The 22,490-nt window shown below is 63.6% G+C and carries 18 protein-coding genes and 1 pseudogene; 8 read left to right on the top strand and 11 right to left on the bottom strand.

Annotated elements, in window-relative coordinates:
• Positions 1–6 precede the first annotated feature (6 nt).
• From ACH49N_RS23420 to ACH49N_RS23455, 8 genes are all read right to left on the bottom strand, one after another.
• Positions 7–1,071 carry a phosphotransferase family protein gene (locus ACH49N_RS23420; RefSeq protein WP_231869152.1) on the bottom strand — a complete coding sequence of 355 codons (1,065 nt, stop codon included), beginning with the start codon at positions 1,069–1,071 and terminating at the stop codon, positions 7–9.
• Complete coding sequence (locus ACH49N_RS23425; RefSeq protein WP_050785288.1) at positions 1,068–1,901, bottom strand: tyrosine-protein phosphatase; 834 nt, start codon at positions 1,899–1,901, stop codon at positions 1,068–1,070. The genes ACH49N_RS23420 and ACH49N_RS23425 overlap by 4 nt, the downstream gene beginning before the upstream one ends.
• Positions 1,894–4,275, bottom strand: a complete 2,382-nt coding sequence (locus tag ACH49N_RS23430; RefSeq protein WP_043827458.1) for a PEP-utilizing enzyme — start codon at positions 4,273–4,275, stop codon at positions 1,894–1,896. The genes ACH49N_RS23425 and ACH49N_RS23430 overlap by 8 nt, the downstream gene beginning before the upstream one ends.
• 57 nt (positions 4,276–4,332) lie before the next feature.
• Complete coding sequence (locus ACH49N_RS23435; protein ID WP_080512626.1) at positions 4,333–5,355, bottom strand: phosphotransferase family protein; 1,023 nt, start codon at positions 5,353–5,355, stop codon at positions 4,333–4,335.
• A gap of 111 nt (positions 5,356–5,466) precedes the next feature.
• Entirely contained in the window at positions 5,467–7,602 is a 2,136-nt protein-coding gene (locus tag ACH49N_RS23440) for an acetate--CoA ligase family protein (RefSeq protein ID WP_012687177.1), read from the bottom strand.
• Positions 7,603–7,800: 198 nt separating this feature from the next.
• The gene (locus ACH49N_RS23445) at positions 7,801–8,877 is read right to left on the bottom strand and encodes a Zn-dependent alcohol dehydrogenase (protein WP_012687176.1); all 1,077 of its coding nucleotides are present in this window, start codon (positions 8,875–8,877) and stop codon (positions 7,801–7,803) included.
• Positions 8,865–10,367 carry an aldehyde dehydrogenase family protein gene (locus tag ACH49N_RS23450; RefSeq protein WP_050785286.1) on the bottom strand — a complete coding sequence of 501 codons (1,503 nt, stop codon included), beginning with the start codon at positions 10,365–10,367 and terminating at the stop codon, positions 8,865–8,867. The genes ACH49N_RS23445 and ACH49N_RS23450 overlap by 13 nt, the downstream gene beginning before the upstream one ends.
• 2 nt (positions 10,368–10,369) lie before the next feature.
• Positions 10,370–11,587 (bottom strand): cytochrome P450, encoded by a 1,218-nt coding sequence (locus tag ACH49N_RS23455; RefSeq protein ID WP_012687174.1) that lies wholly within the window; start codon positions 11,585–11,587, stop codon positions 10,370–10,372.
• 95 nt (positions 11,588–11,682) lie between these two features.
• Here ACH49N_RS23455 and ACH49N_RS23460 point away from each other — a divergent pair, with 95 nt between their 5' ends.
• From ACH49N_RS23460 to ACH49N_RS23485, 6 genes and pseudogenes are all read left to right on the top strand, one after another.
• Positions 11,683–13,338, top strand: a complete 1,656-nt coding sequence (locus ACH49N_RS23460; protein WP_169694525.1) for a pyruvate, phosphate dikinase — start codon at positions 11,683–11,685, stop codon at positions 13,336–13,338.
• Positions 13,335–13,529 carry a ferredoxin gene (locus tag ACH49N_RS23465; protein ID WP_012687172.1) on the top strand — a complete coding sequence of 65 codons (195 nt, stop codon included), beginning with the start codon at positions 13,335–13,337 and terminating at the stop codon, positions 13,527–13,529. Before ACH49N_RS23460 ends, ACH49N_RS23465 begins: the two co-directional genes overlap by 4 nt.
• A 3-nt stretch (positions 13,530–13,532) precedes the next feature.
• Positions 13,533–14,756, top strand: coding sequence for an NAD(P)/FAD-dependent oxidoreductase (locus ACH49N_RS23470; protein ID WP_012687171.1), 1,224 nt, complete (start codon positions 13,533–13,535; stop codon positions 14,754–14,756).
• A gap of 145 nt (positions 14,757–14,901) precedes the next feature.
• Positions 14,902–15,627 carry a FadR/GntR family transcriptional regulator gene (locus ACH49N_RS23475; protein WP_158306536.1) on the top strand — a complete coding sequence of 242 codons (726 nt, stop codon included), beginning with the start codon at positions 14,902–14,904 and terminating at the stop codon, positions 15,625–15,627.
• 326 nt (positions 15,628–15,953) lie between these two features.
• Positions 15,954–16,969: pseudogene (locus ACH49N_RS23480) on the top strand (hypothetical protein).
• Positions 16,970–17,303: 334 nt separating this feature from the next.
• The gene (locus tag ACH49N_RS23485) at positions 17,304–17,501 is read left to right on the top strand and encodes a hypothetical protein (RefSeq protein ID WP_043827454.1); all 198 of its coding nucleotides are present in this window, start codon (positions 17,304–17,306) and stop codon (positions 17,499–17,501) included.
• Between the two features lie 64 nt (positions 17,502–17,565).
• On the opposite strand, the gene ACH49N_RS23490 is transcribed toward ACH49N_RS23485, so the two are convergent.
• Positions 17,566–18,663, bottom strand: coding sequence for a CaiB/BaiF CoA-transferase family protein (locus ACH49N_RS23490; protein WP_012687165.1), 1,098 nt, complete (start codon positions 18,661–18,663; stop codon positions 17,566–17,568).
• Between the two features lie 238 nt (positions 18,664–18,901).
• The gene (locus ACH49N_RS23495) at positions 18,902–19,705 is read right to left on the bottom strand and encodes a crotonase/enoyl-CoA hydratase family protein (RefSeq protein WP_012687164.1); all 804 of its coding nucleotides are present in this window, start codon (positions 19,703–19,705) and stop codon (positions 18,902–18,904) included.
• Positions 19,706–20,094: 389 nt separating this feature from the next.
• On the opposite strand from ACH49N_RS23495, the gene ACH49N_RS23500 reads away from it, so the two are divergent.
• Both ACH49N_RS23500 and ACH49N_RS23505 read left to right on the top strand, forming a co-directional pair.
• Positions 20,095–21,288: an adenylate/guanylate cyclase domain-containing protein gene (locus ACH49N_RS23500; RefSeq protein ID WP_012687163.1), complete on the top strand. Its 1,194-nt coding sequence runs from the start codon at positions 20,095–20,097 to the stop codon at positions 21,286–21,288.
• Between the two features lie 325 nt (positions 21,289–21,613).
• The gene (locus ACH49N_RS23505) at positions 21,614–22,063 is read left to right on the top strand and encodes an acyl-CoA thioesterase (RefSeq protein ID WP_012687162.1); all 450 of its coding nucleotides are present in this window, start codon (positions 21,614–21,616) and stop codon (positions 22,061–22,063) included.
• An 86-nt stretch (positions 22,064–22,149) separates the two neighbouring features.
• Here ACH49N_RS23505 and ACH49N_RS23510 read toward each other — a convergent pair whose 3' ends face one another.
• Positions 22,150–22,479, bottom strand: coding sequence for a hypothetical protein (locus tag ACH49N_RS23510; RefSeq protein ID WP_169694519.1), 330 nt, complete (start codon positions 22,477–22,479; stop codon positions 22,150–22,152).
• Between the last annotated feature and the right edge of the window lie 11 nt (positions 22,480–22,490).

Below are 22,490 nucleotides of genomic sequence, written 5' to 3' on the forward strand. Positions count from 1 at the left end.
TGGATTTCAGATGAAAGACAGCAAGTCGTGGTCGAGTGCCTGTTGGGCACCGCGATGGATGAGTGAGGCAAACATTTCGAAACCGCGCGCGGTGGGCTGCACGAATGCGAGTGCGGCAACCATGGCGATAAGTACGGAGCCGCTGAGCCGCCAGTGCTCACGCTCTGCGGTATCGATATCCCACCCCTGTACGCCGCGGTCGTGCAGCGCACTCACGTGCGCTTCGAGCAGTCGCTGTTCCACTCGGCGGCGAGTGTCGGGGTCGAGTGCAGTGCCCAGGAAGAATGCGAGGTCCCAGGCGGGTGAGGTCCAGGCCAGCGTCTGCCAGTCGACTATCCAGGCGCCGGCATCACCCCACAGCAGATTGTCGAGGCGAAGGTCCTGGTGCACGAGTGTGCGGGGCCCTCGAATTCCGGACGCCCAGCTGAGGCAGTGGTGACCGAATGTCTCGATGAGTTGCCGCTGTTGTGGGTCTAGGAGAGCGCCGACGGTGTCCCGGTGCCGATGCCACGACTGTTCATAGCGTTCAGCGAGACCCGTGATGTGGTCTTCGGTTCGGTTGTAGAAGCGGTCGGTGCCACCCACGGCATCCTCGTCATCCCAGAAGGGGGCCTGGAGTCCCGCCAGCTGATCTGCGACAGATTCAACCTGTTCGATCGTACCGTCGCGCAGTTGGTCCAGGGGACGGGTGGAGGAGGAGAGATCCTGCAGAATCAGCCCGGGCGGACCGTCCCCTCGGGGAAGGCTGCCAAGGAACCTCGGTGTCCGGATGTCGAGGCGCGGTCTGAGTTCTGCATAGAAGAATCGCTCCCGATCGAATGCGCCGATTCTGGATGCCGTTGCTGCCGAGTGTGTGTCGCTGGGGGGCAGCTTTACAAACACGGACGACGGGCCTGACGGCCCGGGGGTGTAGGTGAGCTCGACGCGGTAGCTGTCGGCAAGCTGGCCGGCCCCGAGTGGCAGCGCTCGGCACTGCTCGACATTCCCGCCTTCGGGCAGCGATCCACCAGCTCGGAGAGCCTCGGCGATGTCACCCGCCATAGAGGGCTCGGTTAGGGTGGTGGGGTTCATGCATCCTCCAGCATCTGGGCGCGCAGTGACTCGATGTGCGCGGGGGTGACTGAGCATTCGTTCGTGAGGTAGGCAGCGACTCCCCCGTAGGTGATGTCGAGGAATTCGAGCGCCGACTCCATCGCCCGCGCCGGCGCCTCCCACAAGGACCGAACGTCGTCGACGTGGATTCCGAGGTGCTCGAGCAGAGCAGCATGCTCGGCCGCCCGGTCGGGTCGGTACCTACTTGTCAGTGCGTAGTCGGCGGTCACGACGTTCCGCGGCACGCCGACCACTTCCAGAACAAGGGCCACAACGAGGCCGGTTCGATCCTTTCCAGCGTGGCAGTGCACGAGAGCCGGGAGGTGGTGCGGATTTGACAGTACTCGGATCACCTCACCCAGCACGTCGGTGCGGCGACGTAGCACCAGTTGGTACCACCGGCCGAGATCTTCCTCGTCGAATGTGGTGATCTTGCCGTCCCGCAGCAGGCGCATGAAGTCAGTCTCACTACCTTCGACACCTTCGGGGATCGGAGCGTGAACCAGTTGTGCGCCGGTCGCTCGATCCCAGGCAGACGGGATCATTCTGGCCTCGCGGTGCGACCGCAAGTCGACAATTGACCTGAGACGAAGGCACTGATAATCCTCTGTGCGGAGCTCATCCCATAGCGATTCGGCACCGGATCCGGAAAGCCCGAGAACCTCCGATCGATACAGCCGGCCCATCGCGGTCCGCTTTCCGTCGCCTGTGGGGTATCCGCCGACGTCTCGGACGTTGGTAGTGCCAGGAATCGGGATCCGGGGATCGAGCTGGTTCCGTCGAGCCCCCACCGAGCGTTCGTCACTCATCGTGGTCGGTGCGTGCGCGACCCAGTGTGGCCAGCAGGTCTTCGTGCAACTCCATCCAGATGTCGTGATACGACTCAACCATCGGACGGGCTAGTGCGTCGGTGTTTCCGTTCCGGAATTGTTCGAACGCATGGTCCAGGCGCTGACGATAGAGACCGAATCTGGGCTGTGCAGTGGCCGCTTGCGCTATGACCGCGGCAACATCGTGGTGGACGGGCGGCAGGCTGCCGAGCGTGGTGGTGAGGTCTTGATCCATCTGCCAGGACGAAGCGATGGCTTTGAAGGCGCGGTTTGGCCCGAGAAACACGGCGTAGGCAGACGTGATGGCCGCGTGCTGGTCGGCGGTTACCGCCGCCTCGGTGACCAGCAGCAGACGTGCACGGCCCACGGGGGTGAGGCTGGCTCCGTTGATCCGTCCCGTGCGTTGCTTGACGAAGCCCTTCTCTTCGCTCGCCGCAACCACCTCGCGAACACGTTCGGCCGGGATGCCGCTACTGATGGAGATCTGCTCCACGGTTGCGAACCCACGAGTTCGGATTGCCTGAAGTACCTCGAACTCGTCGGGCATGGTCGATACGGTGTCGCTGCTGTGCGGCGGTACGTCGTTGGCCCACGAGCCGGTCAGGAAGAGCCGCGGGATCATCTCGCTGGCGACGCCCCCGACGATCCTGTCGTGGCATGCCTCAACGACGGGATGAATCGACATGAAGCCGTGATCGCGAACGAGATCGTCATAGATTCCCGCCGCGCGGGCGAAGGGCAGCAGGAAGCCCGAGGCGTAGACAACCGCGCCGGCCATCACCTTCTCCTGTTGGCTCATAACGGCTATCCGCTTGTAGAGCGCCTCGGACTTGGTTTCCGCCTCGGCCCGCAATTGCGCCATGTCCTCCAAAGACAATGTGCGCAGTTGGTCGATTGGTGTATCGAACTTCTCGCGGGCATATACCGCCACGCCGGTGACGTGGGGCAGGTAGTTGCTCGGTTCGGTGAACATCGTCGAGAGGTCGAACACCTTCGTCTCGAGGTCGGTATCACCCGCGAAGAACATTGCGATCGTCACGGCATACGGCAGGCCCGCCGTGGTGTCCGACCACGGGTATGCCGGTTCGTTGATGAACAGATCACGCACGATGACGAAGCCGCCGTCCGCAGTGGGATACGGGCCGCTGTCGCCGAGTCCGAGGCGATTGTCGAAGTGCACAAGAAATCCGAGCAGTTCGAGGGCGCCGTTGAACCGCTGGAACGTCGACCGGCCCCTGTCGTCGGAGAGTGCAATGCGGTCGGACTCGAAACGCGCGATCCATGACGGATCGAGGATGGGGGCCTGATAATCGCGCATCGACGCGAACATCGGTCCAGATCCCCACAAGCCCCTGTACAGACGTCGAACCGTGCTCATCGCTTCAGTAATCCGCCGCGTACGGTAGTCGTAGTCATGCAGTCCGAGTTCCAGAGCGATACCCCGCCCGAAGCTCGGTGCGCTGGCGCACGCCCAGATGTGCAACATATTGATCTTGGTGCCGATCTCCCGGTGCGCTCGGGTCGCGATCGCGCTGATTCCGTCAGCACCCACGTGGTCCTGGATGACTCTGAGCCACTCCGGGTGATGAAACCAGCTATCCATGATCCCCATCGCCTCGTACTCCTGACGAGGAATCAGACCGGACTCGCCCTCGGTGGCACGGGCGGCGAGGGCATCCCACTCGTTCCAGACAAGGTAGTGAAGCACATCGTTCACCTCGTCCACAGTGAGCTCACGATTCATCGACGTGTCATCGAGGTCGAGCACCGCCGAGCCCTGGCGGGCGACCATAACCTCGTGACCTTCTCGCCCGCGCGGAACCTCGCCCTGAAACTTGTTGAGCAACAACTGGATCTGTGCCAACTGTTCGGCCGTCATGGCTGGGGCGCTGTCCGTCGTCGGCGTATCATCCACCGGCGCACCCGTTTCGACGCTCACTGTGCCCGTCGGGCGAGAGGTGAGGTCCATGCGCACTCGGACGCCGTCCGCCGGGATAATTTCGCCGCGAGCGGTACGGACGCCCTTGTCGAAGGCGACCGACATGATGCACGGAATGCCGTATTCGCGGCTGAGGATTCCAAGGTGGCTCTCCGGTGCGCCTTGCAGGGTAATCACACCACGCACCCCGGCGTTCAATGCCATGGACAGGAACGTCGTGGTTCCGCCGCGTGCGATCACAATCACATCGCTGACGTCCTCCCCGCTCTCGACGAAGGAGATAACATCTTCAGGTGTGTCCAGCCACTGTGCGCGGCCCTCAACCGCGTCCGGGCTTACATAGACATTGAGTCCGGTGCCGACAGGCTCGAAAGCGCCCGGCGTCGCGCAGACTGTCTGCTCGGGAATGGTCATGGTTCCTCCGATGGTCGTACCCAGATGGAGATAGCGGAAGTAAGTCAAGATCTTTGGTCAAGCGGGCAGGAGATCGAGAGCATCCAGATCGATTGCCATGCGCGCTCCGAATGCGATCAGGCGGCGGTACATTGCCTCCATACGCGCGTTGGTTTTGACACTTGCGATGGGCGGCACCAGCATCAGGAGCACGGCGAACGCCGCCTGCCGATATGCCTGCCAGGCTTCGGCAACGTCCCAGTCCACGCCATGCTCGGCCAGCTCGTCGACGTGACGGGCAATTTCGTCCCGTTCGACAGCGCGCCGGCGCTCCGGTTCAAGTGAGGTACCGAGCAGGTAGGCCACGTCGAACATCGCGGGACCCCAGCCGATGGTTTGCCAATCGAGCACGACGATCTCGTTCTGCCCGAAGAGCATGTTGTCGACGCGAAAATCGTGGTGGACAAGCGAACACGGTCCATTCAGGCCGGACGCCCATTCCCCAGCGTGACTCACGAATCGGTCGACACAGGCTCGTTCGTCGCTGGTCAGGCCGCTCCCGATTGTCGAGCGAGCCGACCACCACGAGCGCTGCATCCGCTCGACGATGGCCGGGATCGGTACGCCGAGGCGCCGGTGCAGCCAGTCCAGGTTGGCGGTGTCCGCATTCTGCCAGAATGGCGCTTGCAACAGCACCAGCTGATGCCGCGCCCGGCGCAGCAGCGGTAGCGCCAGCTCGGCGAACTGGTCGCCGGGCTGGTAGTCCTCGGACAGGTCTTCCAGCAGCACGGTGCTCGGAATGCCGTCGTCGAGTTCGACACCGAAGAGCCGCGGCGCCCGAACCGCAGTGCGTGGCGCCAACTCAACATAGAACTTGGCCTCGCGTTCGTAGGCGCCGAGCGAAGCAGCCGTCGCCGCGGCAGCCGGGTCTGCGGATGGTTTCTTGATGACGAGTGAGCGAGGACCGGCGGATTCTTCCGACCAAGTTAGCTGGATTCGGAAGGTATCGGCCATGGCGCCGATCCCGATAGGTGCCTTCTCCATGCCGATCAATTCGGCACTCGGCACCGCCATCCCAGCACTTTGCAGCGCGTGCACCATACGGTCCGCCTCGGCGCTTTCGGCTGCAGCGGGAGTAATACGGTTTCCTGTCAAAGGCGGTCTAACCATATTCGTTTCCAATCATCAGTTCAAGGAAGGGTAGGGCCTGACTCAGGATGGAACGGACCGTGTGACGAGGACATCGAGTGCCTCAATCCGGTCGCCGTCCACCAACAACGGATTGATCTCGACCGACTCGACCGATGGCCCGAGTGCTAGCGCCAACTCCGACAGCCGGAGTACCACGTCGACAAGACCGTCGATGTCTGCGGGCTTGCTTCCCCGGAATCCGGTCAGCAATTTGTAGCCGCGCAGTTCTTCGAACATCGATCGAACTTCGTCCGGTCCGACCGGCAGCACCCGTAGGGCGCTGTCGTCGAGCAGTTCCACCAATGCGCCACCGACCGCAACGGCTAGGACGGGACCCCAGTCGGGATCGTGTGTCACTCCCACGAGAAGTTCCACGCCGCCCGTTCGCATGGGGCTGACGAGCACACCGTCGAGTTCGACACCTGCCGCCTGAGCCCGAGCGGCCAGACGCTCGTATGCCGCAGCGACCGCTGTCGTACCGGAGACGCCGAGTTCGACGCCTCCGAGTTCGGTCTTGTGGGCTACCTGCGCTGAGCACATCTTGAGCGCCACCGGTTCACCCAATCGGACCGCGGCGGCAACGGCGTCGTCAGTGCTGGTTGCGAGTGTCGCTGGGACGGCAGGAATGCCGGCCCGCTCGAGCAGGTCCCGTCCGGCCAGTTCGCTGAGCGGCCCACTGCCCGGCAGGGTGATATCGCCGTGCGACGCCGAAGACGCCGCAGGCCGGCCCGGCCGGGTCCGTAGCCAGTCCGACCAACGCCCGAGTCCGGCGGCGGCAAGAGCAAAGCGCTCGACGCTCGGCAGCACGATGTCCACTCCGGACGCTGACTTGACCTCGCGCACATGATCGTTCTGAATCTGATCGATCTGCGGGAAGATCACGCCGGGGACGCCGGTGGCCCTGATTGCCGCGCCGACGGCATGAAAGGTGTCGTCGCGTTGCGGTTCGCCAGGCGTCGGTAGCGAGGTGACTGCGCCGATCAGCCCGATCGTGGGCTCGGCGGCCAGCGACTCGAACGCGCTGCGCCACACCTCGGGCCGGGTCGCGGCCGATCCGGTGACGTCGAGCGGGTTCTGGGGGTGGCCATATGCTGGCAGTACCTGCGCAAGTTGGTCCTTGGTCGCCGACGAGAGCGGCGGCAACCGGAGTCCAACGTCCTGACCGCGGTCGGCGATGAGGTCGCAAGCGCCACCGGAGACCGACATGACTCCGACGCCGCTGGCACGCAACGGTCCGGTACCAGCGCAGAGCATTCCCGTGCAGATCAGGTCCTCGACCGAGCGCACTCGGATCACACCGTCCTGCCGCAATACCGCGTCGATCACCCGATCGTCGCCGACAAGTGCACCGGTGTGTGCTTGAGCAGTCTGTGCGGCGAGTTCGCTCGACCCGGCCTTGAGGATGATGAGTGCTTTTCCCAGCTCGGCTGCGCGCCGGGCGGCAGCACGGAAGACCGCGGGCTTGCGGATCGTCTCAGCGAAGATGCCGATAGCGCGGGTGTGCTCGTCCTCCACGAGGTAGCGCACTACATCTGCAACCGTAACCATCGCCTCGTTACCGGTAGTCACGACGAAGCTGAATCGGACGTCTTGCCGGCCGGCGTAGCCGACCATCGACGATCCCACTGCGCCGCTCTGGGAAACCAGAGCGAAGGCGCCCGGCTCGACCGGCATGTCCAAACCCAGAGCGCACGGAGCCACGCCGTCCCAGAGATTCGCAAACCCGAGGTGATTGGGCCCGAGCAGCACAACCCCGAGTTCCTCGGCGAGCGCGACAAGCTCCTCTTGCCGTTGTAAGCCTTCGGATCCCTCCTCCGCCCAGCCCTGGCCGAGCACGGCAGCCGCCTTCACACCACCGGCAGCGGCATCTATCAGCGCTTCGCCGGTCGCATGCTGCGGTGTCATGAGGAACGCGCAGTCGATACCGCCGTCGATGTCACCGCACGTCGGCACCGTGTGGACGCCGTGAACCTGCCGACTGCGCGGGTTGACCAGGATCAGCTGCTTGGCCGCTGCGACCCTGTGGTGCTGTGCGAATGCTCGACGAGAAAACAGGTTCTTGTCGCTCGCGCCGACCAAGGCAATCCGCTCGGGCCGTAGCAACCGGTCAAGCGCCTCACGGTCGAGCGGTGTGTTTGCGAGCGTCTGATTGCCCATGAATGTGGTCTCCTTCAAACGGACCGGCTGACGCCGTGTCGCGCAACGTTGCTGAATAGATGTAGGACCGGCTGCGACGGTCTGCGAACTCAGAGGTGCCCGCGCCGTCGACGCCGTCCCAGGCCCCGCCCGCCCACTGGTTTCGCCGATCAATCGCGTGACCTGCGTGGTTGCGTCGCGTCTACCGGGAGACACTGGTCAAACCAATAGGACGGAACGCACGACTTCGCCTGCTGTCTGCCGGGCCACGACGTCGTTGATCCGTTCGAGGTCCACGACTTCGGAGACCATGCGACTGAGGTCGAGTCGCCCGGCCCTCCACAGGGCGATGAGTCGCGGAAGTTCGCGGCGCATATCCGAAGAACCGTAAAAGGACCCGATGAGTTGCTTCCCGTCGTGGAACAGCTCCTGTGCACTGAACTGCACCATGTCGTCGGGCTTGCCGGCGCCGACGACGACGACGCGACCGCCGCGTCGAGCTGCTTGCCACCCGTCGCGAATGGTCGATGACCGCGCGACGGCGTCGATCACTACGTCGAATCCGGGCGCGTCCACCAAACTCTCCCTCGGATCCGAACCGGGTGGCAGGGCCGCAGTCGCACCGAACTCCAGCGCCGCTCGGCGACGAGGATCTTGTGGGTCCACCGCAACGATGTCGGCCGCACCGGCGATGACAGCGCCTTGGATAGCGCTCAACCCCACCGCGCCGCAACCAATGACCAGCACCGACTCTCCGGCTCGCACCCGCGCCGAGTTCAGTGCTGCACCGCATCCGGTGGGTACGGCGCATCCCAATAATGCGGCGTACTCGAAGGGGATGTCGTCTGGAAGCGGCAGCACTCCGGTGGCCGGGACGACGGTCTCCTCCGCGAAGGTTGCGGTGCCCATTCCGGCTTGGACTGGCACTCCGCTGACCGAGAGACTTCCCTCGTCGCCTCGCTCACTAGAGCGGCGACGATTGGAGCAGATGTAGGTTTCCCCTCGCACGCAGTGGTAGCAACGACCACATGGCGGTACCCAGGTGACGAGCACTCGGTCACCGGGGATGAGGCCGGTTACGCCCGGCCCGAGTTCGGTGATCTCGCCGGCGCCTTCGTGGCCGAGGACGACCGGTGTCGACTGCCCGAAAGCACCTTTCGACAACGCGATATCGGTCTGGCACACACCGGCCGCGCGGATGCGCACCACCACTTCACCCGGCCCAGGTGCCGGGCGGCAGACGTTGTCGTGGATGGTAAAAGGCTCGCCCGGGTTCCAGATGACTACAGCACGCACTGCGGCTCCTCTTTCGATGGGATCGAATCACTTGGGTCGCCAAGAACGGCTTTGACCTCGACGTACTCCTCGAGGCCGAACGGCCCCAATTCACGGCCGAGCCCGGACGCCTTGTAACCGCCGAACGGCGAGATCGGCAGGGCCGGTGTCCGCACCCCGTTCACGCGCACCTGCCCGGCGTGGATTCGGCGCGCTAGGTCCGCGGCTCGGGCGGGGTTCCCCGACCACACCTCGGCGGACAGACCGTACGGGGTGTCGTTGGCGAGCCTGACCGCATCGTCTTCACCCTCGTGCCCGAGAACGACGAGGACGGGACCGAAGATCTCTTCCTGTACGACCGGGTCGTCTGGTTCGACGTCGGTGATGATCGCCGGGCGAACGAAGTAGCCGCGATTGACCCCGTCCACCGCACCACCGCCTGCAACGCGTGCACCGCGCGCGCGTGCACCTTCCACATAGCTCAAGACTTTCTCGCGCTGCAGAGCGGACGCCAGCGGGCCCATCGTGGAGTTCTCGTCGAGCGGGTCCCCGAGTACGTACGCCGCGGCCGCCGACGCGGCGATAGAAACAGCTTCCTCACGTCGAGCCTCCGGAACGATGAGGCGGGTGGGGGCGTTGCACTTCTGGCCGGCGTTGGTGAAACAGTTGCGCACGGTGGCACGCACAGCTGCCTCGACGTCCGCGTCGTCAAGGACCACAGCGGGCGACTTTCCTCCGAGCTCCAACGTCGCGCGAACGACTCGCTCACCGGCGACCGCACCGATGTGGCGACCAACTGCCAGTGAGCCGGTGAACGAGACGAGGTCGTACTGGCCGGATTGAACCAACGCCTCCCCCGTCGTCGCCCCTCTACCGGTCAGCACATTGACGACGCCGGACGGCACCCCGATCCGCTCACAGAGGGCTGCGACGAACAGTCCGTTCAAGGGGGTGAGTTCGGCGGGCTTCAGCACGATAGTGCAGCCTGCCGCGAGCGCCGGCGCCAGCTTGGCGACGATCTGGTGCACAGGGAAATTCCACGGTGTGATGCCGAGTACCACCCCGACTGGTTCGCGGATGACCGTAGTTCCGGATGCGTCGCGGGCTTCCCATGGGAAGTTCCGGGCGATATCTGCGGTGCTACGCAGCACGCGCTCGGGCAGGTCGGCCTGACCGGCGCGGGACTCCTTGATGGGCATGCCGATCTCACGGGAGGCAAGAACCGCCAACTCCTCACCGTGCTCACGGAACGCGTCGGCAAGTCGGTCGAGAACGTCGGCTCGCTGGCCCGGTGCCGTCGCCGACCATTTCGGTAGCGCGGCCCGGGCGGCGGCGAAAGCTGCCTCCACCTCGGCTGGGGAGGCGTCCACGATGGAACCGATTACCTCCTCCGAGGCCGGGTTCAGCACCGGCAACCGTTCCAGGTCGGGGGATGAAATCCATTCACCAGCGATATACACCGAATTCGGTGGGAAGGGCATCGTGTCGGAGCCCGGCATGGTCGTGGACATCGTTATGCCTTTCCGACGCGGACCGGCAGTTGGGTCCAACCTCGGAAGATGTTGTGCTGCACTCGCGTAGGCTCACCCATCACCTCGAATCGGATCCCGCGGCGCAGTACCTCGCCGAAGAAGGTGCGGATCTCTGCGCGGGCCAGGTGTGCGCCGAGGCAGAAGTGGATACCCCAGCCGAAGGTCAGGTGCTCGTTGGGAGTTCGATCGATACGGAACTCATGTGGCGCCTCGAATACCTCGGGGTCACGGTTGGCCGCGGAGAACCACAACACCACTTTGTCGCCCGCCGCGATGTCCTTGTCACCGATCCGAAGTGGCTCGAGCGCGGTACGCCGCATTGCTGCGACGGGGGTGACCCACCGGAGGATCTCTTCGACCGCCGAAGGGAGGAGGCTCTGATCGGCGACCAGGCGTTGCCAGGTTTCCGGGTGCCGGTGCAACAGCATGGTGCCGCCGGAGACTGCATGTCGGGCCGTCTCGTTTCCCGCGGCGACCAGCAGGATGTAGTAGGCCGCGAGTTCTTCCCAAGTAAGCGGCCGACCATCCTTCTTGCCGTTGGCCAGGACGCTGATCAGGTCGGTTGTGGGCTCACGTCGACGCAACTCGGTCAGTTTCTCGAAGTACGCCATCACCTCGTCGCGAGCCGAGGCCAGTGCCGCTTGATCGACCTCGTCGGCTGGGTCGGAGCTGGTGAGCCGATTGGTCCAGTCGACCATTCTCGGCGCATCGGCTGCGGGCACGCCGAGGACTCGGGAGAGCACAAGCATCGGCAGCTTCGCGGAGACCGTGTGCACCATGTCGAATTCGCCTGCTCGGCTCGCGACGTCGTCGAGCAGATACTTCACCGCTTCGTCGATCGCGTCCTGCCACTGTTGGACGCGGAGGGCACGCAGGTGTGGGACCGCAATTTTTCGGAGCTGGGCATGTTCCGGATCGTCCATGTTGTGCAGGCTGGCGAGTTTGCCTTCGACCTTCCGGTCGAGGATCTGCGTGCCTCCCGCGGAGGACAGCCTGATGTTGTCGGACGCGGCCGACTTCACGTCGGCGTACTTCGTCAGGGCCCAGAATCCGGGGCCGAGAGGGGACGGTGCGTTCCAATGCACCGGATCGTGCGCCCGCAATTCGTCGAAGACCGGCATCTCGCGGTCCTGGCCGAATATTGAGATGTCCATCAAGTCCGCGCGAGATGCCGCCTCGGTTGCCGCCACTTTGTCCACTTCCCGTCTGTTTTCTACGTCTCTCTTCCCCAGACGCTATGATCTCTGTTACGTTTCTGTCAACCATTGAAAATGGCATGACCAAAGGATCTGACGTGCCGCTTGCTCATAAGTCGAATGCATTGGGGGACGCCGCCCCGCTGACCGCGGCGATCTATCCGTTCGATCACCCGCACCGTGCTCGTCCGCGGGCATTGACGGATCTGCTCGGTGGCAAAGGGGCCGGCCTGGCGGAGATGATCTCGACACTCGGGATCAACGTCCCGCCGGGCTTTACCATCTCGGTTCCGCTCTGCCAGCGATATCGGAGGGAGGGCTGGCCCGAGGGGTTGGACGAGGCCATCACCCTGCACACCAGCCGGCTGGGTGACCGGATGGGCCGCCGGTTCGGTGACCACAACGATCCGCTGCTCGTCGCGGTTCGGAGCGGAGCCCCGGTTTCCATGCCGGGGATGCTCGACACGGTGCTCAATCTCGGACTCAACGAGTACACCGTCGAAGGGTTGGCCAAGGTCTCCGGTGATGAGAAGTTCGCCTGGGACAGCTACCGACGGTTCTTGCACATGTATGCCACCACCGTCATGGGCGTGCACTGCGACGAGTTGTACGTCGGCCACAGCGGCGACACCACGGAGTCTTTACGCGAGCATGTCGTTTTGCTGCGTGAACGCATCCGTCAGGTAGCCGGCCGGGACGTCCCGGCCGAGCCGACGGTGCAATTGCGTGAAGCGGTCGAGGCGGTCTTCCGCTCGTGGGATAGCCAGCGGGCCCGAACCTACCGCGCAAAAGAAGGCATCGACGAGTCGATGGGCACCGCGGTCAACGTACAAGCAATGGTGTTCGGCAATCGAGGGCTCAACTCGGGAACCGGTGTCGTCTTCACCCGGGACCCGTCGACCGGGGAGGCAGTCCTCTACGGCGACTACCTCCCGATGGCTCAAGGCGAGGACGTGGTCGCGGGCACTGCACATACCTTGCCTATCGCCGACCTAGAACAGTTGCACCCCGCGATCTATACCGAATTGCAGGAGACCCTGCGCCGCCTGGAGGTGCACTACCGCGACGTGTGCGATGTCGAGTTCACCATTGAAAACGGTCGACTGTGGTTGCTGCAGACCCGTGCCGGCAAACGGAGCGCGGTCGCCGCCGTACGAATTGCGGTCGACCTCGTGAACGACCCGGATATCCGGCTGACTCCCACCGAGGCAGTCAGCCGTGTACCTGCCGCCGTTCGTCAGCGGGCACGCGACGAGGCCCTTGCCCACGTCGGAGCGGATGACGCCGCCCACGATCTCGTTACAACAGGACTCGGAGCGTCTCCCGGCCGGGCGGTCGGCCGCGTCGTACTGACCAGCGATGAGGCCGCGGACGCCGACGATGACGTCATTCTCGTCCGTCCCGAAACCAAGCCCGAGGACGTCGCGGGCATGGCCGCATCCGTGGGTCTGCTCACCACCAAGGGCGGCCTGGTGAGCCATGCCGCCGTCGTCGCACGCGGCTGGAACATCCCGGCAGTCGTGGGCGCGCAAGACCTGACCTGCAGCGCGAACGGCATCCACGCCCCTTCCGGGCTGCTGATTCGCGTGGGAGATGTCATCACCATCGACGGCACCACGGGCCAGGTTTGGCGTGGTGCCGTAACGACGCCGACGGACGAAATCGTCATCCGCGCAATAGAACACGAACTTCCTCAACTCCCCGCCCTTGAGGAATGGGCACGACAGTACGCGCACGAAGGAGAAGAACAGTGAAAGTTGTAGTCGACCGCGCCAAGTGCACCGCCCTGGGAAACTGCGAAGCGATTGCCCCCACCTACTTCGAAGTCGGAGACGAGGGGGATCTCCTTCTTCTGCGCGAGGACGTCCCCGAGGACGAGCGCGAGTTGGTGGAGAAGGCGGTCGCGGCCTGCCCAACCGCCGCACTCATCCTCGAGCAGGATTGAACGATGGCACCGGAACATATCGTCGTTGTCGGCGGTTCGCTGGCTGGCCTGCGTGCACTGGAGACTGCCCGCCGCGCCGGATACGCTGGCCGACTCACCCTGATCGGGGCGGAAACGCATCTGCCCTACGATCGTCCACCGCTGTCGAAGGAGTACATCGACAGCGATCAGGACTCCCATATCACCCATTTCACTGGCGTAGAAGAACTGGCCGACGGACTCGGAGTGAGCCTGATGCTCGGCCAACCAGCCACCTCACTCGATCTTGCCAACGGCATCGTACATGTCGGGGACCGCACGGTGCCGTACGACGCGGCCCTGATCGCGACCGGCGCCATCGCGCGCACCATACCCGCTGCCGCCCACCTCGACGGGGTGGTCACATTACGCACAATCGACGACGCGCGAATCGTGCGTTCGGCTCTGGACCAGGGCGCACGAGTGGTCATAGTCGGCGCCGGATTCATCGGCGCCGAGGTTGCCGCCGCCGTTCGTAAGCGGGGTCGCTCAGTCACCGTCGTGGAGGCGCTCCCTATACCGCTCGTCCGCGCGGTCGGCGAGACCGCCGGACGGTGGCTCAGCGCACTGCATGAACGCAACGGAACTGAGCTGATCTGCGGTGTCGCGGTCGAGTCGATCTCCGGCGATCACCGCGTCGAAGGGGTCCGTCTGGCGAATGGACGACATCTCCCCGCCGACCTCGTAGTGGTCGGAATCGGGGCCACACCTGCCACCGACTGGCTGACGGGTTCGGGACTAACCCTCGACAACGGCATCGTCTGCGATGCAACGATGCACGCGGGGGGCAATGTGTGGGCCGCCGGGGATGTTGCGCGATGGTACAGCCAGGATTTCGACACACCACTTAGGATCGAACACTGGACAAACGCCGCAGAACAGGGGGCGCACGCCATGCGTAACCTGCTCGATCCCAGCAACGCAACGCCCTACCGCCACATTCCCTACTTCTGGTCCGATTGGTATGGCAACCGCATTCAACTCGCTGGTCGGCCTATCGGCGAACCAACAGTCGTTACCGGAGACACTGCCACAGACGTGTTCACTGCCCTCTACCGAGACGGCCACCGTTTGATCGGCGCGCTCACCCTCAACCGTCGCAGCGACATCATGAAATACCGGGCCCTCATTGCCCGTGCCGCGACATGGGAGGACGGATTGAAGCTGGCCCAAACACGCAACAATTCACTGACGACGAATTCCAAATGACCCAACCAGTGCTATTAGCGTCGTTGTCCCGGATATTACGTTTGCAGGCAGTGTCCAAGTAATCACAAGTCTCTAGCTGCACCAGCTGCACCGAAGTAGACCGGATATGGTTGGACCAGTCGATATTGAACCCGATTGGAGCACCGTGGACGTGGAACATGACACGCAGCGACACACCCCATTCGGCCCTGTGCGGGTACCTACAGCCGCGCAGCTCTTCGCCGAGCATCTGCGTACGAAAATCTTCAACGGGGAATACAAGTCCGGCGATCACCTACCGCCCGAACGAGTCCTCGTCGAGCAGGGTGGACTCACCCGTGCGGCGGTTCGCGACGCCCTCGCCATCCTGAAACAACAAGGACTGATCGTCACCTTAACCGGACGTCACGGCGGCTCCGTTGTGTCTCGCCCAACGCAGCAAGACCTGATTACATCGCTCGATGTCTTTCTCCAGGCGCAGGGTTGGGGACCGGAGACTCCCACGCTGACTGAGTCCCGCGAAATCATCGAGCCGTCATGCGCCGCTCTGGCGGCACAGCGGCGGACCACGGCCGAACTCGATGCGATTCACCTCTTCCAGGATCGCCAGGCACACTCGCTCGACAACATCCCCGAGTATCTCTCAGCAAGTCAGGCTTGGCACGTCGCAGTGAGTGATGCAAGTCACAACACACTATTGGCAGCGTTCATGCACGCCACTGCCGAGGTACTAATGGCGGCAACCAATAGTGCACGCTTCAGTTCGCACGAGTCCCGTCTCTGCTCGCTAACGGCTCACCGCGAGATCACGGAAGCGATCGCCGACCGCAATTCGGGCCGTGCGCGCGAACTGATGACACAGCACATCCGAGGGAGCGAAGATCAGAACTGACCGAGCTTGATGCAGTGTTTTGTGTATGGCTCTCGCGAGTTGCCGGACTCTATGTAGGTCGACTTGATCCGGTTTGGGGGGGCGGATCTCGCCACTGGGTACCGCCGCCGAATTGAGCCCCCCCGGACGGTCCGGCCGCGGGGGATGTGGTCCGCGTACGAAACCGAGGCGTTCCCGCTGGAGGGCGTTTCCCTCGCCTCCCTGCTGATGAGGAGCTCCTACCGGTTCACCCTCGACCACAAAGAGGTCGATTCCATCGAAAAGTCAACAGGAGACGACCGCGCCTGTCTCCCGCTGACACCTGCCGTCAACCAGAAGGAGCACGTATGACCGACGGATTCCACGACGCCCTGGTAACGCAGGCCACCTCGGAGATGCCGGAGAGATTTTTCGACCGGTTCATGTTCAATCTCCACCCGGACAGCGGCACCACACCGTCGGTAATCCTCGGCGCCGGTGTCTACCCGCCCCGCAACGTCGTGGACGGTTTCGTCGTCCTCACCACGGAGTCCGAGCAGCGCAATCTCCGCTACTCCACCGAACACTCCGAGACCGACGCCGCCTCCGTCGGACCGTTGAAGTGGGAGACGGTCGACGACAATTCCACCTGGCGAATCCAGCTGGGCGAGAACAAGACCGGCCTCACACTGGATTTGCTCTGGCACGCCCGCGCACCCTATTGGCTCGGGTCGGTGGATGTGGAGAACACCGACGGAAACGTCACCTCATTCGACCATCTGTTCCACCCCGGCCGGTACGAGGGCACACTCACCCTCGACGGAACCACCACCGACGTCGCGGGCTGGTACGGACTGCGGGACCGTTCCCGCGGGGTTCGCACCATGTCCGGGGCCAGGGTCTGCACATCTGGTACCAGGCGCAGTTCCCGGACCGCACGTTCGGATTCCTGCTCGTCGAGGATCGTGACGGCGGGCGAATCCTGTTGGAGGGTGCCGTCATGCATGACGACGGCCGACTCGACGACATCACCGACGTCCGGCACGACTTGGTGTTCACCGCGGGCAACGACCTCGCCAGTGGCGCGGTGGAGGTCGTGACTGCCGGCGGTAGGACTTACCGCATCGATTCGGACGCCTCGGCCGGCGGTGGCTACATGGCGGGCGGCGGTTACGGCGGGCATCACGGCAAGGTTCGTGGCCGCGACCACGAAGAGTTAGACGTCTACCCGCTCGACGGGACCGTGGGTCCGAAGACTCTCGACTCGGCCCTGACCGACCGTTGCTGCGAGTTCGAGTGGAACGGGCAGACCGGCTACGGGATCTTCGAATTCGCGCTCTCACGCTCGTCGTCCTACACATACTGTCCTATCCTGGCTGGCTGACCCAGCACGTCCAGAGACGGAGAGCGCGTCGGCGGTACCTGTCGGCGCGCTCACGCCTTAGCCGCGTTTGTCGACCAAGTGGCCGGAAACCGGCCTGCGGTGTCAGATTCAGAAGACGACTGCACCGCTAGCTGGCACTTTGCGACTGCTGCAGTTGACTTCTGACGATCCCGGTTCAGGACTGGGGTGCACAGTCCGCGGCAAGCGAGTGCGACGGATCGAGCAGAGCCGCAGGAATCGTTTATTCCGCCGTCGAGGGGGGATCGGTCGGTTTACCGTTTCCTCGGGCTCGGGCTCGGGCTCGGGCTCGGGCTCGGGAACATGGGGCTTGGGTATGGCCAACGCGCGCGCCGAGGAACTGGCCCGCATGACCGCTCTGGACACCGGCGATGCGCTGCACACCCAGGCGCGCCCCGAGATCGCCACCCTGGCGAACCTGTTCCGGTACTTCGCCGGCGTCGCCGGCGAGATCAAGAGCAAGTCCTGCCCGCCGGTGACGACCAGCTCCAGTGCTCGAGGCCGTCGGAGTTAGCCAGTAATCAAGGGCAGCCTCGATACAGGCGCCGCCGCCTTTGCATGCTTCCGCCTGTTCCAGGTCAGGCCCAGACGGTGTCGATGTCGACGCCCTCGCGGGCAGGCGGGGTGGGTGCGCCGGCCGGGGTGCGGGAGAACCGCGGCGCCGGGGCGTGCTGCGTGACGCCGTCGAGATCGACCAGCGACCCGCGCGCGGCGATGTGCTCGTTGGACGGCGCCTCCGCGAACGTCAGCACGGGCGACACGCAGGCATCGGTGCCGAGGAAGATCGCCGCCCACTCGTCGCGGGTCTTCGACAGGAACTTCTCCGCGAACACCTTCTTCATCTGCGGCCACGCCGAGACGTCCATCTGCTGCGGCAGTTCGGCGGGGTCGAGTTCGAGGCCCTGCAGCAGCAGAGCGTAGAACTGCGGCTCGATCGATCCGACGGCCATGTACTTGCCGTCGGACGTCTCGTAGGTGTCGTAGAACGGCGCACCGGTGTCGAGCAGGTTGACACCCCGCTCGTCGGACCACACGCCGCGTCCACGGAACGCCCACATCATGTGTGACAGGGCCAGCGCGCCGTCGACCATCGCCGCATCCACGACCTGCCCCTTCCCGGACGTCTGGCGTTCCACCAGCGCCGACAGGATCCCGAAGATCAGGAACATCGAGCCGCCGCCGAAGTCGCCGACCATGTTCAGCGGCGGCACGGGACGCTCACCCTTGCGGCCGATGGCGTGCAGGACACCGGTCAGCGAGATGTAGTTGATGTCGTGGCCGGCGGCGCCGGCCAGCGGGCCCTCCTGTCCCCAGCCCGTCATCCGTCCGTACACCAGGCGCTCGTTGCGCTCCAGGCACACGTCGGGGCCGAGACCCATGCGCTCGGTGACACCGGGGCGGAAGCCCTCGATCACGACGTCGGCGCGCTCGATCAGACCGAGAACCTTCTCCACCTGCTCGGGGTCCTTCAGATTGGCCTCGACGACGCGACGACCCCGCTGGATCTGGTCGTACGGGCCGTCCGGCGGAATCACTCCGGGACGCTGGACGCACACCACGTCGGCGCCGAGATCGGCCAGGAGCGCGGCGGCGTGCGGGCCCGGGCCCAGGCCTGCGAATTCGACGACGCGAATGCCCGCGAGGGGGCCCTTCTTCTCTGTAACTGGAGCAGACACTCAAGTTCCTCCCGACGGACGACGTATCCCGCCGACATTAATCTGAGGTGAAGAGCGGGCCGCTGGCTCGGCAGATCAACCCTGGTGTGTTGTCTCAACCCTGGTGTGTTGTCCAAATTCTCATCCCACTCGAACTGAGGCCACCAACAGGAACGAGCACACGCCCCTGTCGCCCACCCTGTGAGGGATGCGCCGTCGGACCTCCGCCTACTGTGTCTTGAACTCCCTGGGGCAGGCCTCAGTCTAGATCGGCGAATGACGGAGCTCGTTTGCAGACGCCCGCTGTGACGGCCTCGACCTGATTAGGTTTTCCGTAAAGTTCGGTCTGCAAGTCCGTTTCCAGCATGAGTGCCGCGGCGGCGTCGGCGCCGGACCAGGTCTCGTCGTACAGGCGCTTGGCCGCGCGGACCGCGTCGGGGGACTTCTGGGTAATCTCGTTTGCCAATCTCAACGCCGATGCGAGCGGATCTTCCGCCGTGCGAGTGACCAGACCAAGCGCATCGGCCTCATCGCCGGAGAGGATGCGGCCGGTGAAAGTAAGTTCCTTGGCGACGTCGATGCCGACCAACCTGGGTAGCGACTGTGTGATCGCCATGTCCGGCACGAGCCCCCACTTGACCTCCATGATGGAGAGTTTCGCGTCGGGCGCGGCGATACGGATGTCGGCGCCGAGTGCGATCTGCATGCCTCCTCCGAAGCAGTTGCCGGTGATGGCGGCGATCACCGGCGCAGGGACGCGCGACCAGTCATGAGCTGCGCGCTGGGCGAAATTGGCCTTACGACCGTGTTCTCGGACGAGTAGCACATCGATACCCGTTGGACCAGCCAGAAAGCTCGGAACGTCCAGACCCGCGCAGAAACTCTTACCCTCCCCATGGAGCACGACTGCTCGAACACGTCGGTTGGCAGCCAACTCGTCGGCAGCCTCCAGCAATCCTTCGAACATTGCATGATCCAACGCGTTGTGCTTGTCGCTGCGGACCATGGTGACCGTCGCGACACCGTTATCCCCTACTCGGACACGCACCCTGTCTTCGCCCATGGGGGAAATCTAGCCGTCCTACCACGTTACATCCCCCACCGGGCGAAAGATCCCTGGACGGTATTCCAATAACTATTTCTACAGAAACACTCGGGTAGTCGGTCGACGACGTGCCCATCTCGTCGGCATGCAGCGTAAGCCGGACAAGCCTTAAGCTGGGCGACCCTACGATCACTCGCAGAGTCAGTCGCCGCCTTGTGCAGGCTCATGGGTCATCGTCCCGAACCCTCGCACGCGCAACCTCAACACGAATTGGAAGCCGACCGCCCCCAGTCCGACCACGCCATGATGGAAGCTCGAGAAGACCGCACCCCCCGCTGGGCATGGAATCGGCGCTGAGTGGAGTCTGGTCCTGAGCCGCCTCGGGCGCGGCCTGAGACAATCTTGACGTGCCGTCGTCAAGGGGTAGATTTCTGTGGTCCGCATTCGTCCGAGTTCTTCGACGACACCGGCGTATTCGCGAATTCGCAGAGGCGGGCTTGTTAGATGGCCTGGACGGAACAGAACGATCTACCCGGATCCGGGTACTGCAACATCTCGCCGACCGAGGGATCAGTACCGATAGCCTGGCGTCCGCAACTCGTGAAGGCCAGTTAGGTCACCAATTGCTCGACGTGACCCTTTCGCCCCACGGCGCCATATACTCGTTGGAGCAGATTTCACAATCGACCAATATATCGCCGGAAGACGTGGAAAGATGGTTTAGGTCGATGGGTCGCGGCGTGTCTGCAAGTACTTCGGTAGATTATAACGATGACGACCTGCGCCTTGCGCAACTACTCAACGAGTATCGCGCTTTGGGTATCGCAGACGCTGGGTTGTTCGCGTTCGCCCGGATCGTGGGCAGAAATACCTCGACTTTAGCCGACGCGAGCAAGTCATTGATACAGAACAATCTGGACACCAACCGCGATCGACCAGAAATCGCTTTACAATTTGCGCGTGAGTTGCAACGGTTCGCCGAATTTCAATCCCAACTTCTCCACGGGGCGGTCGCCACTCGCCTTAGACAGCAAATCAGTCAACAAATTCGTGCAGACATAACTACTGAACACACGTCTGAATCACATGTCATTGCAGCGTGTTTCGCTGATATGGTCGGATTCACCGTTTTAGGCGAACAGTTGACGCCGACCGAACTGGGCGACTTGGCTGATCGACTTGACACCCTAACTACCGATTTGGTCGAGCCGCCGGTCCAGTTCGTCAAAACAGTGGGCGACGCGGTGATGTTACTCTCGCCCGATCCAACCCGTCTGGCTGCGGTTGTGCTCAAAATTGTTACCGCCGCCCAACAGGAGGGCCTTCCGCCCATACATGCCGGCATTGCGTGGGGTACCGCTGTCCGCAGTGCTGGCGATTGGATTGGCCAGCCGCTGAATCGGGCCAGCAGGATCGCAACAATAGCCGAGCCTCTTGAGGTGCTTGTAGACAGTGAGGCCATGCGCCGAATTGACAGTGCTGAAATAACCATTGAATCGGCGGGAACATATCAACTGAAGGGATTGACCGGGGGCAGTCAGCTATATCGAATACGCGTGAAGCAGCAAAGGGTCGACCTATCCCCGGCGCAGGATCGTTGATGTGGTGGCCGCGCATTTTGGGTGTTGGGTGAGTCAATAAGAATCGTCGGACAATCGTGAGTGGTGGCCAGATGGCGATTTGATCGTGCCGGTTCATCCTGCTGACGTGGGTTTTGGAGTTGTGCACAGCGTGTGCCCGCCGCGGAACAACCTGTCACTGACGTTACTGAGAGGATCAGCACATGCTTGCTGGTCCGAGACCCACCCCACTATCTGAGTCGGCGATGTCCGACCTGGTTCCGCGACGTCCGACGACGCGCAGAATGCGTTCGGCCTGGGGTAGTCAGCTTCTTCGTCACACCAACACGGGCGCCTGGAGTACTTCATGACCATGTATCCCCTGGCTCGCCTGCCGCTCGACAAGTACCCGTGTCAGCGCGACCTCAGCCTGGTGTTCGGGGACATTGACACCGTCGGCCATGTGAACAACGTGGCGATCGCGAGATTGTTCGAAGAGGCACGGGTCCATCTGTATCGAATGGTAGACAGCTATCTTTCCGAGAAACGCCCGATGAGGATGGTGCTGGCACACGTCGAAATCGACTATGCCGCGGAAGTTTCCTACCCCGGCGAGGTGCAGCTCGGAATCGGCGTCCATGAGATCGGCAGAACCTCGGTACGGCAAGGAGCTGCTCTCTTCCAGGGGGACCGCTGTGTGGCCGTGTCGCGGTCTGTCGACGTGAATACCATCGAGGGTCAAGCCGGCGCAGCCGGGTTGAGTGAGGATTACCGGCTCGCGTTGCACAAGTGCCTGCTGCCCCAGATCCAACTTTGAGAGCCCACGGTCCTGTGTGGCGGTGTCATGAAGAAACACGGACATCCAGCCTCGCAAGGACGCTACTTCATGCGTTCGGCCTTCCGTCAATGGCTCCGCAGACCTGCCGTCAAGTTCATCGAACGACCGCACAGTGGGTACGAGGTTGGTACGAGATCGGCCAACGTCGGCGCCAGCCGCTTGCCGCCCATTGCCAGCGCCGCCCAGCAGAAGATCAACGCCGCAACAACGTTCGGCTCGTACGTCGGCGGGCCTGCTGTCCGGGGATGTACCGCCTTCGGGATCAAAGCTACCCCCAATGCCTTGCGGGCATGGTCGCTATGCCGCCGGTCGCGGGCGCACAGCTCGTCGAGATTTTCGCCATACCCGGCTCGTCGGGTCGCGATCGCCGTGGCGACGGCCCTACGGTCAGCCATGGCCAGTTCCA

The sequence above is a fragment of the Rhodococcus sp. NPDC019647 genome (assembly GCF_044389235.1).
GTDB lineage: Bacteria > Actinomycetota > Actinomycetes > Mycobacteriales > Mycobacteriaceae > Rhodococcus_F > Rhodococcus_F oxybenzonivorans.

Coding starts and splice junctions, on each gene's coding strand:
- ACH49N_RS23470 (WP_012687171.1), top strand. CDS start 13,533: ATGGCACCGGAACATATCGTCGTTGTCGGCGGTTCGCTGGCTGGCCTG.
- ACH49N_RS23510 (WP_169694519.1), bottom strand. CDS start 22,479: ATGGCTGACCGTAGGGCCGTCGCCACGGCGATCGCGACCCGACGAGCC.
- ACH49N_RS23485 (WP_043827454.1), top strand. CDS start 17,304: ATGGCCAACGCGCGCGCCGAGGAACTGGCCCGCATGACCGCTCTGGAC.
- ACH49N_RS23430 (WP_043827458.1), bottom strand. CDS start 4,275: ATGACCATTCCCGAGCAGACAGTCTGCGCGACGCCGGGCGCTTTCGAG.
- ACH49N_RS23435 (WP_080512626.1), bottom strand. CDS start 5,355: ATGGTGCACGCGCTGCAAAGTGCTGGGATGGCGGTGCCGAGTGCCGAA.
- ACH49N_RS23495 (WP_012687164.1), bottom strand. CDS start 19,705: ATGGGCGAAGACAGGGTGCGTGTCCGAGTAGGGGATAACGGTGTCGCG.
- ACH49N_RS23420 (WP_231869152.1), bottom strand. CDS start 1,071: ATGAACCCCACCACCCTAACCGAGCCCTCTATGGCGGGTGACATCGCC.
- ACH49N_RS23450 (WP_050785286.1), bottom strand. CDS start 10,367: ATGTCCACGACCATGCCGGGCTCCGACACGATGCCCTTCCCACCGAAT.
- ACH49N_RS23425 (WP_050785288.1), bottom strand. CDS start 1,901: ATGAGTGACGAACGCTCGGTGGGGGCTCGACGGAACCAGCTCGATCCC.
- ACH49N_RS23440 (WP_012687177.1), bottom strand. CDS start 7,602: ATGGGCAATCAGACGCTCGCAAACACACCGCTCGACCGTGAGGCGCTT.
- ACH49N_RS23505 (WP_012687162.1), top strand. CDS start 21,614: ATGACCATGTATCCCCTGGCTCGCCTGCCGCTCGACAAGTACCCGTGT.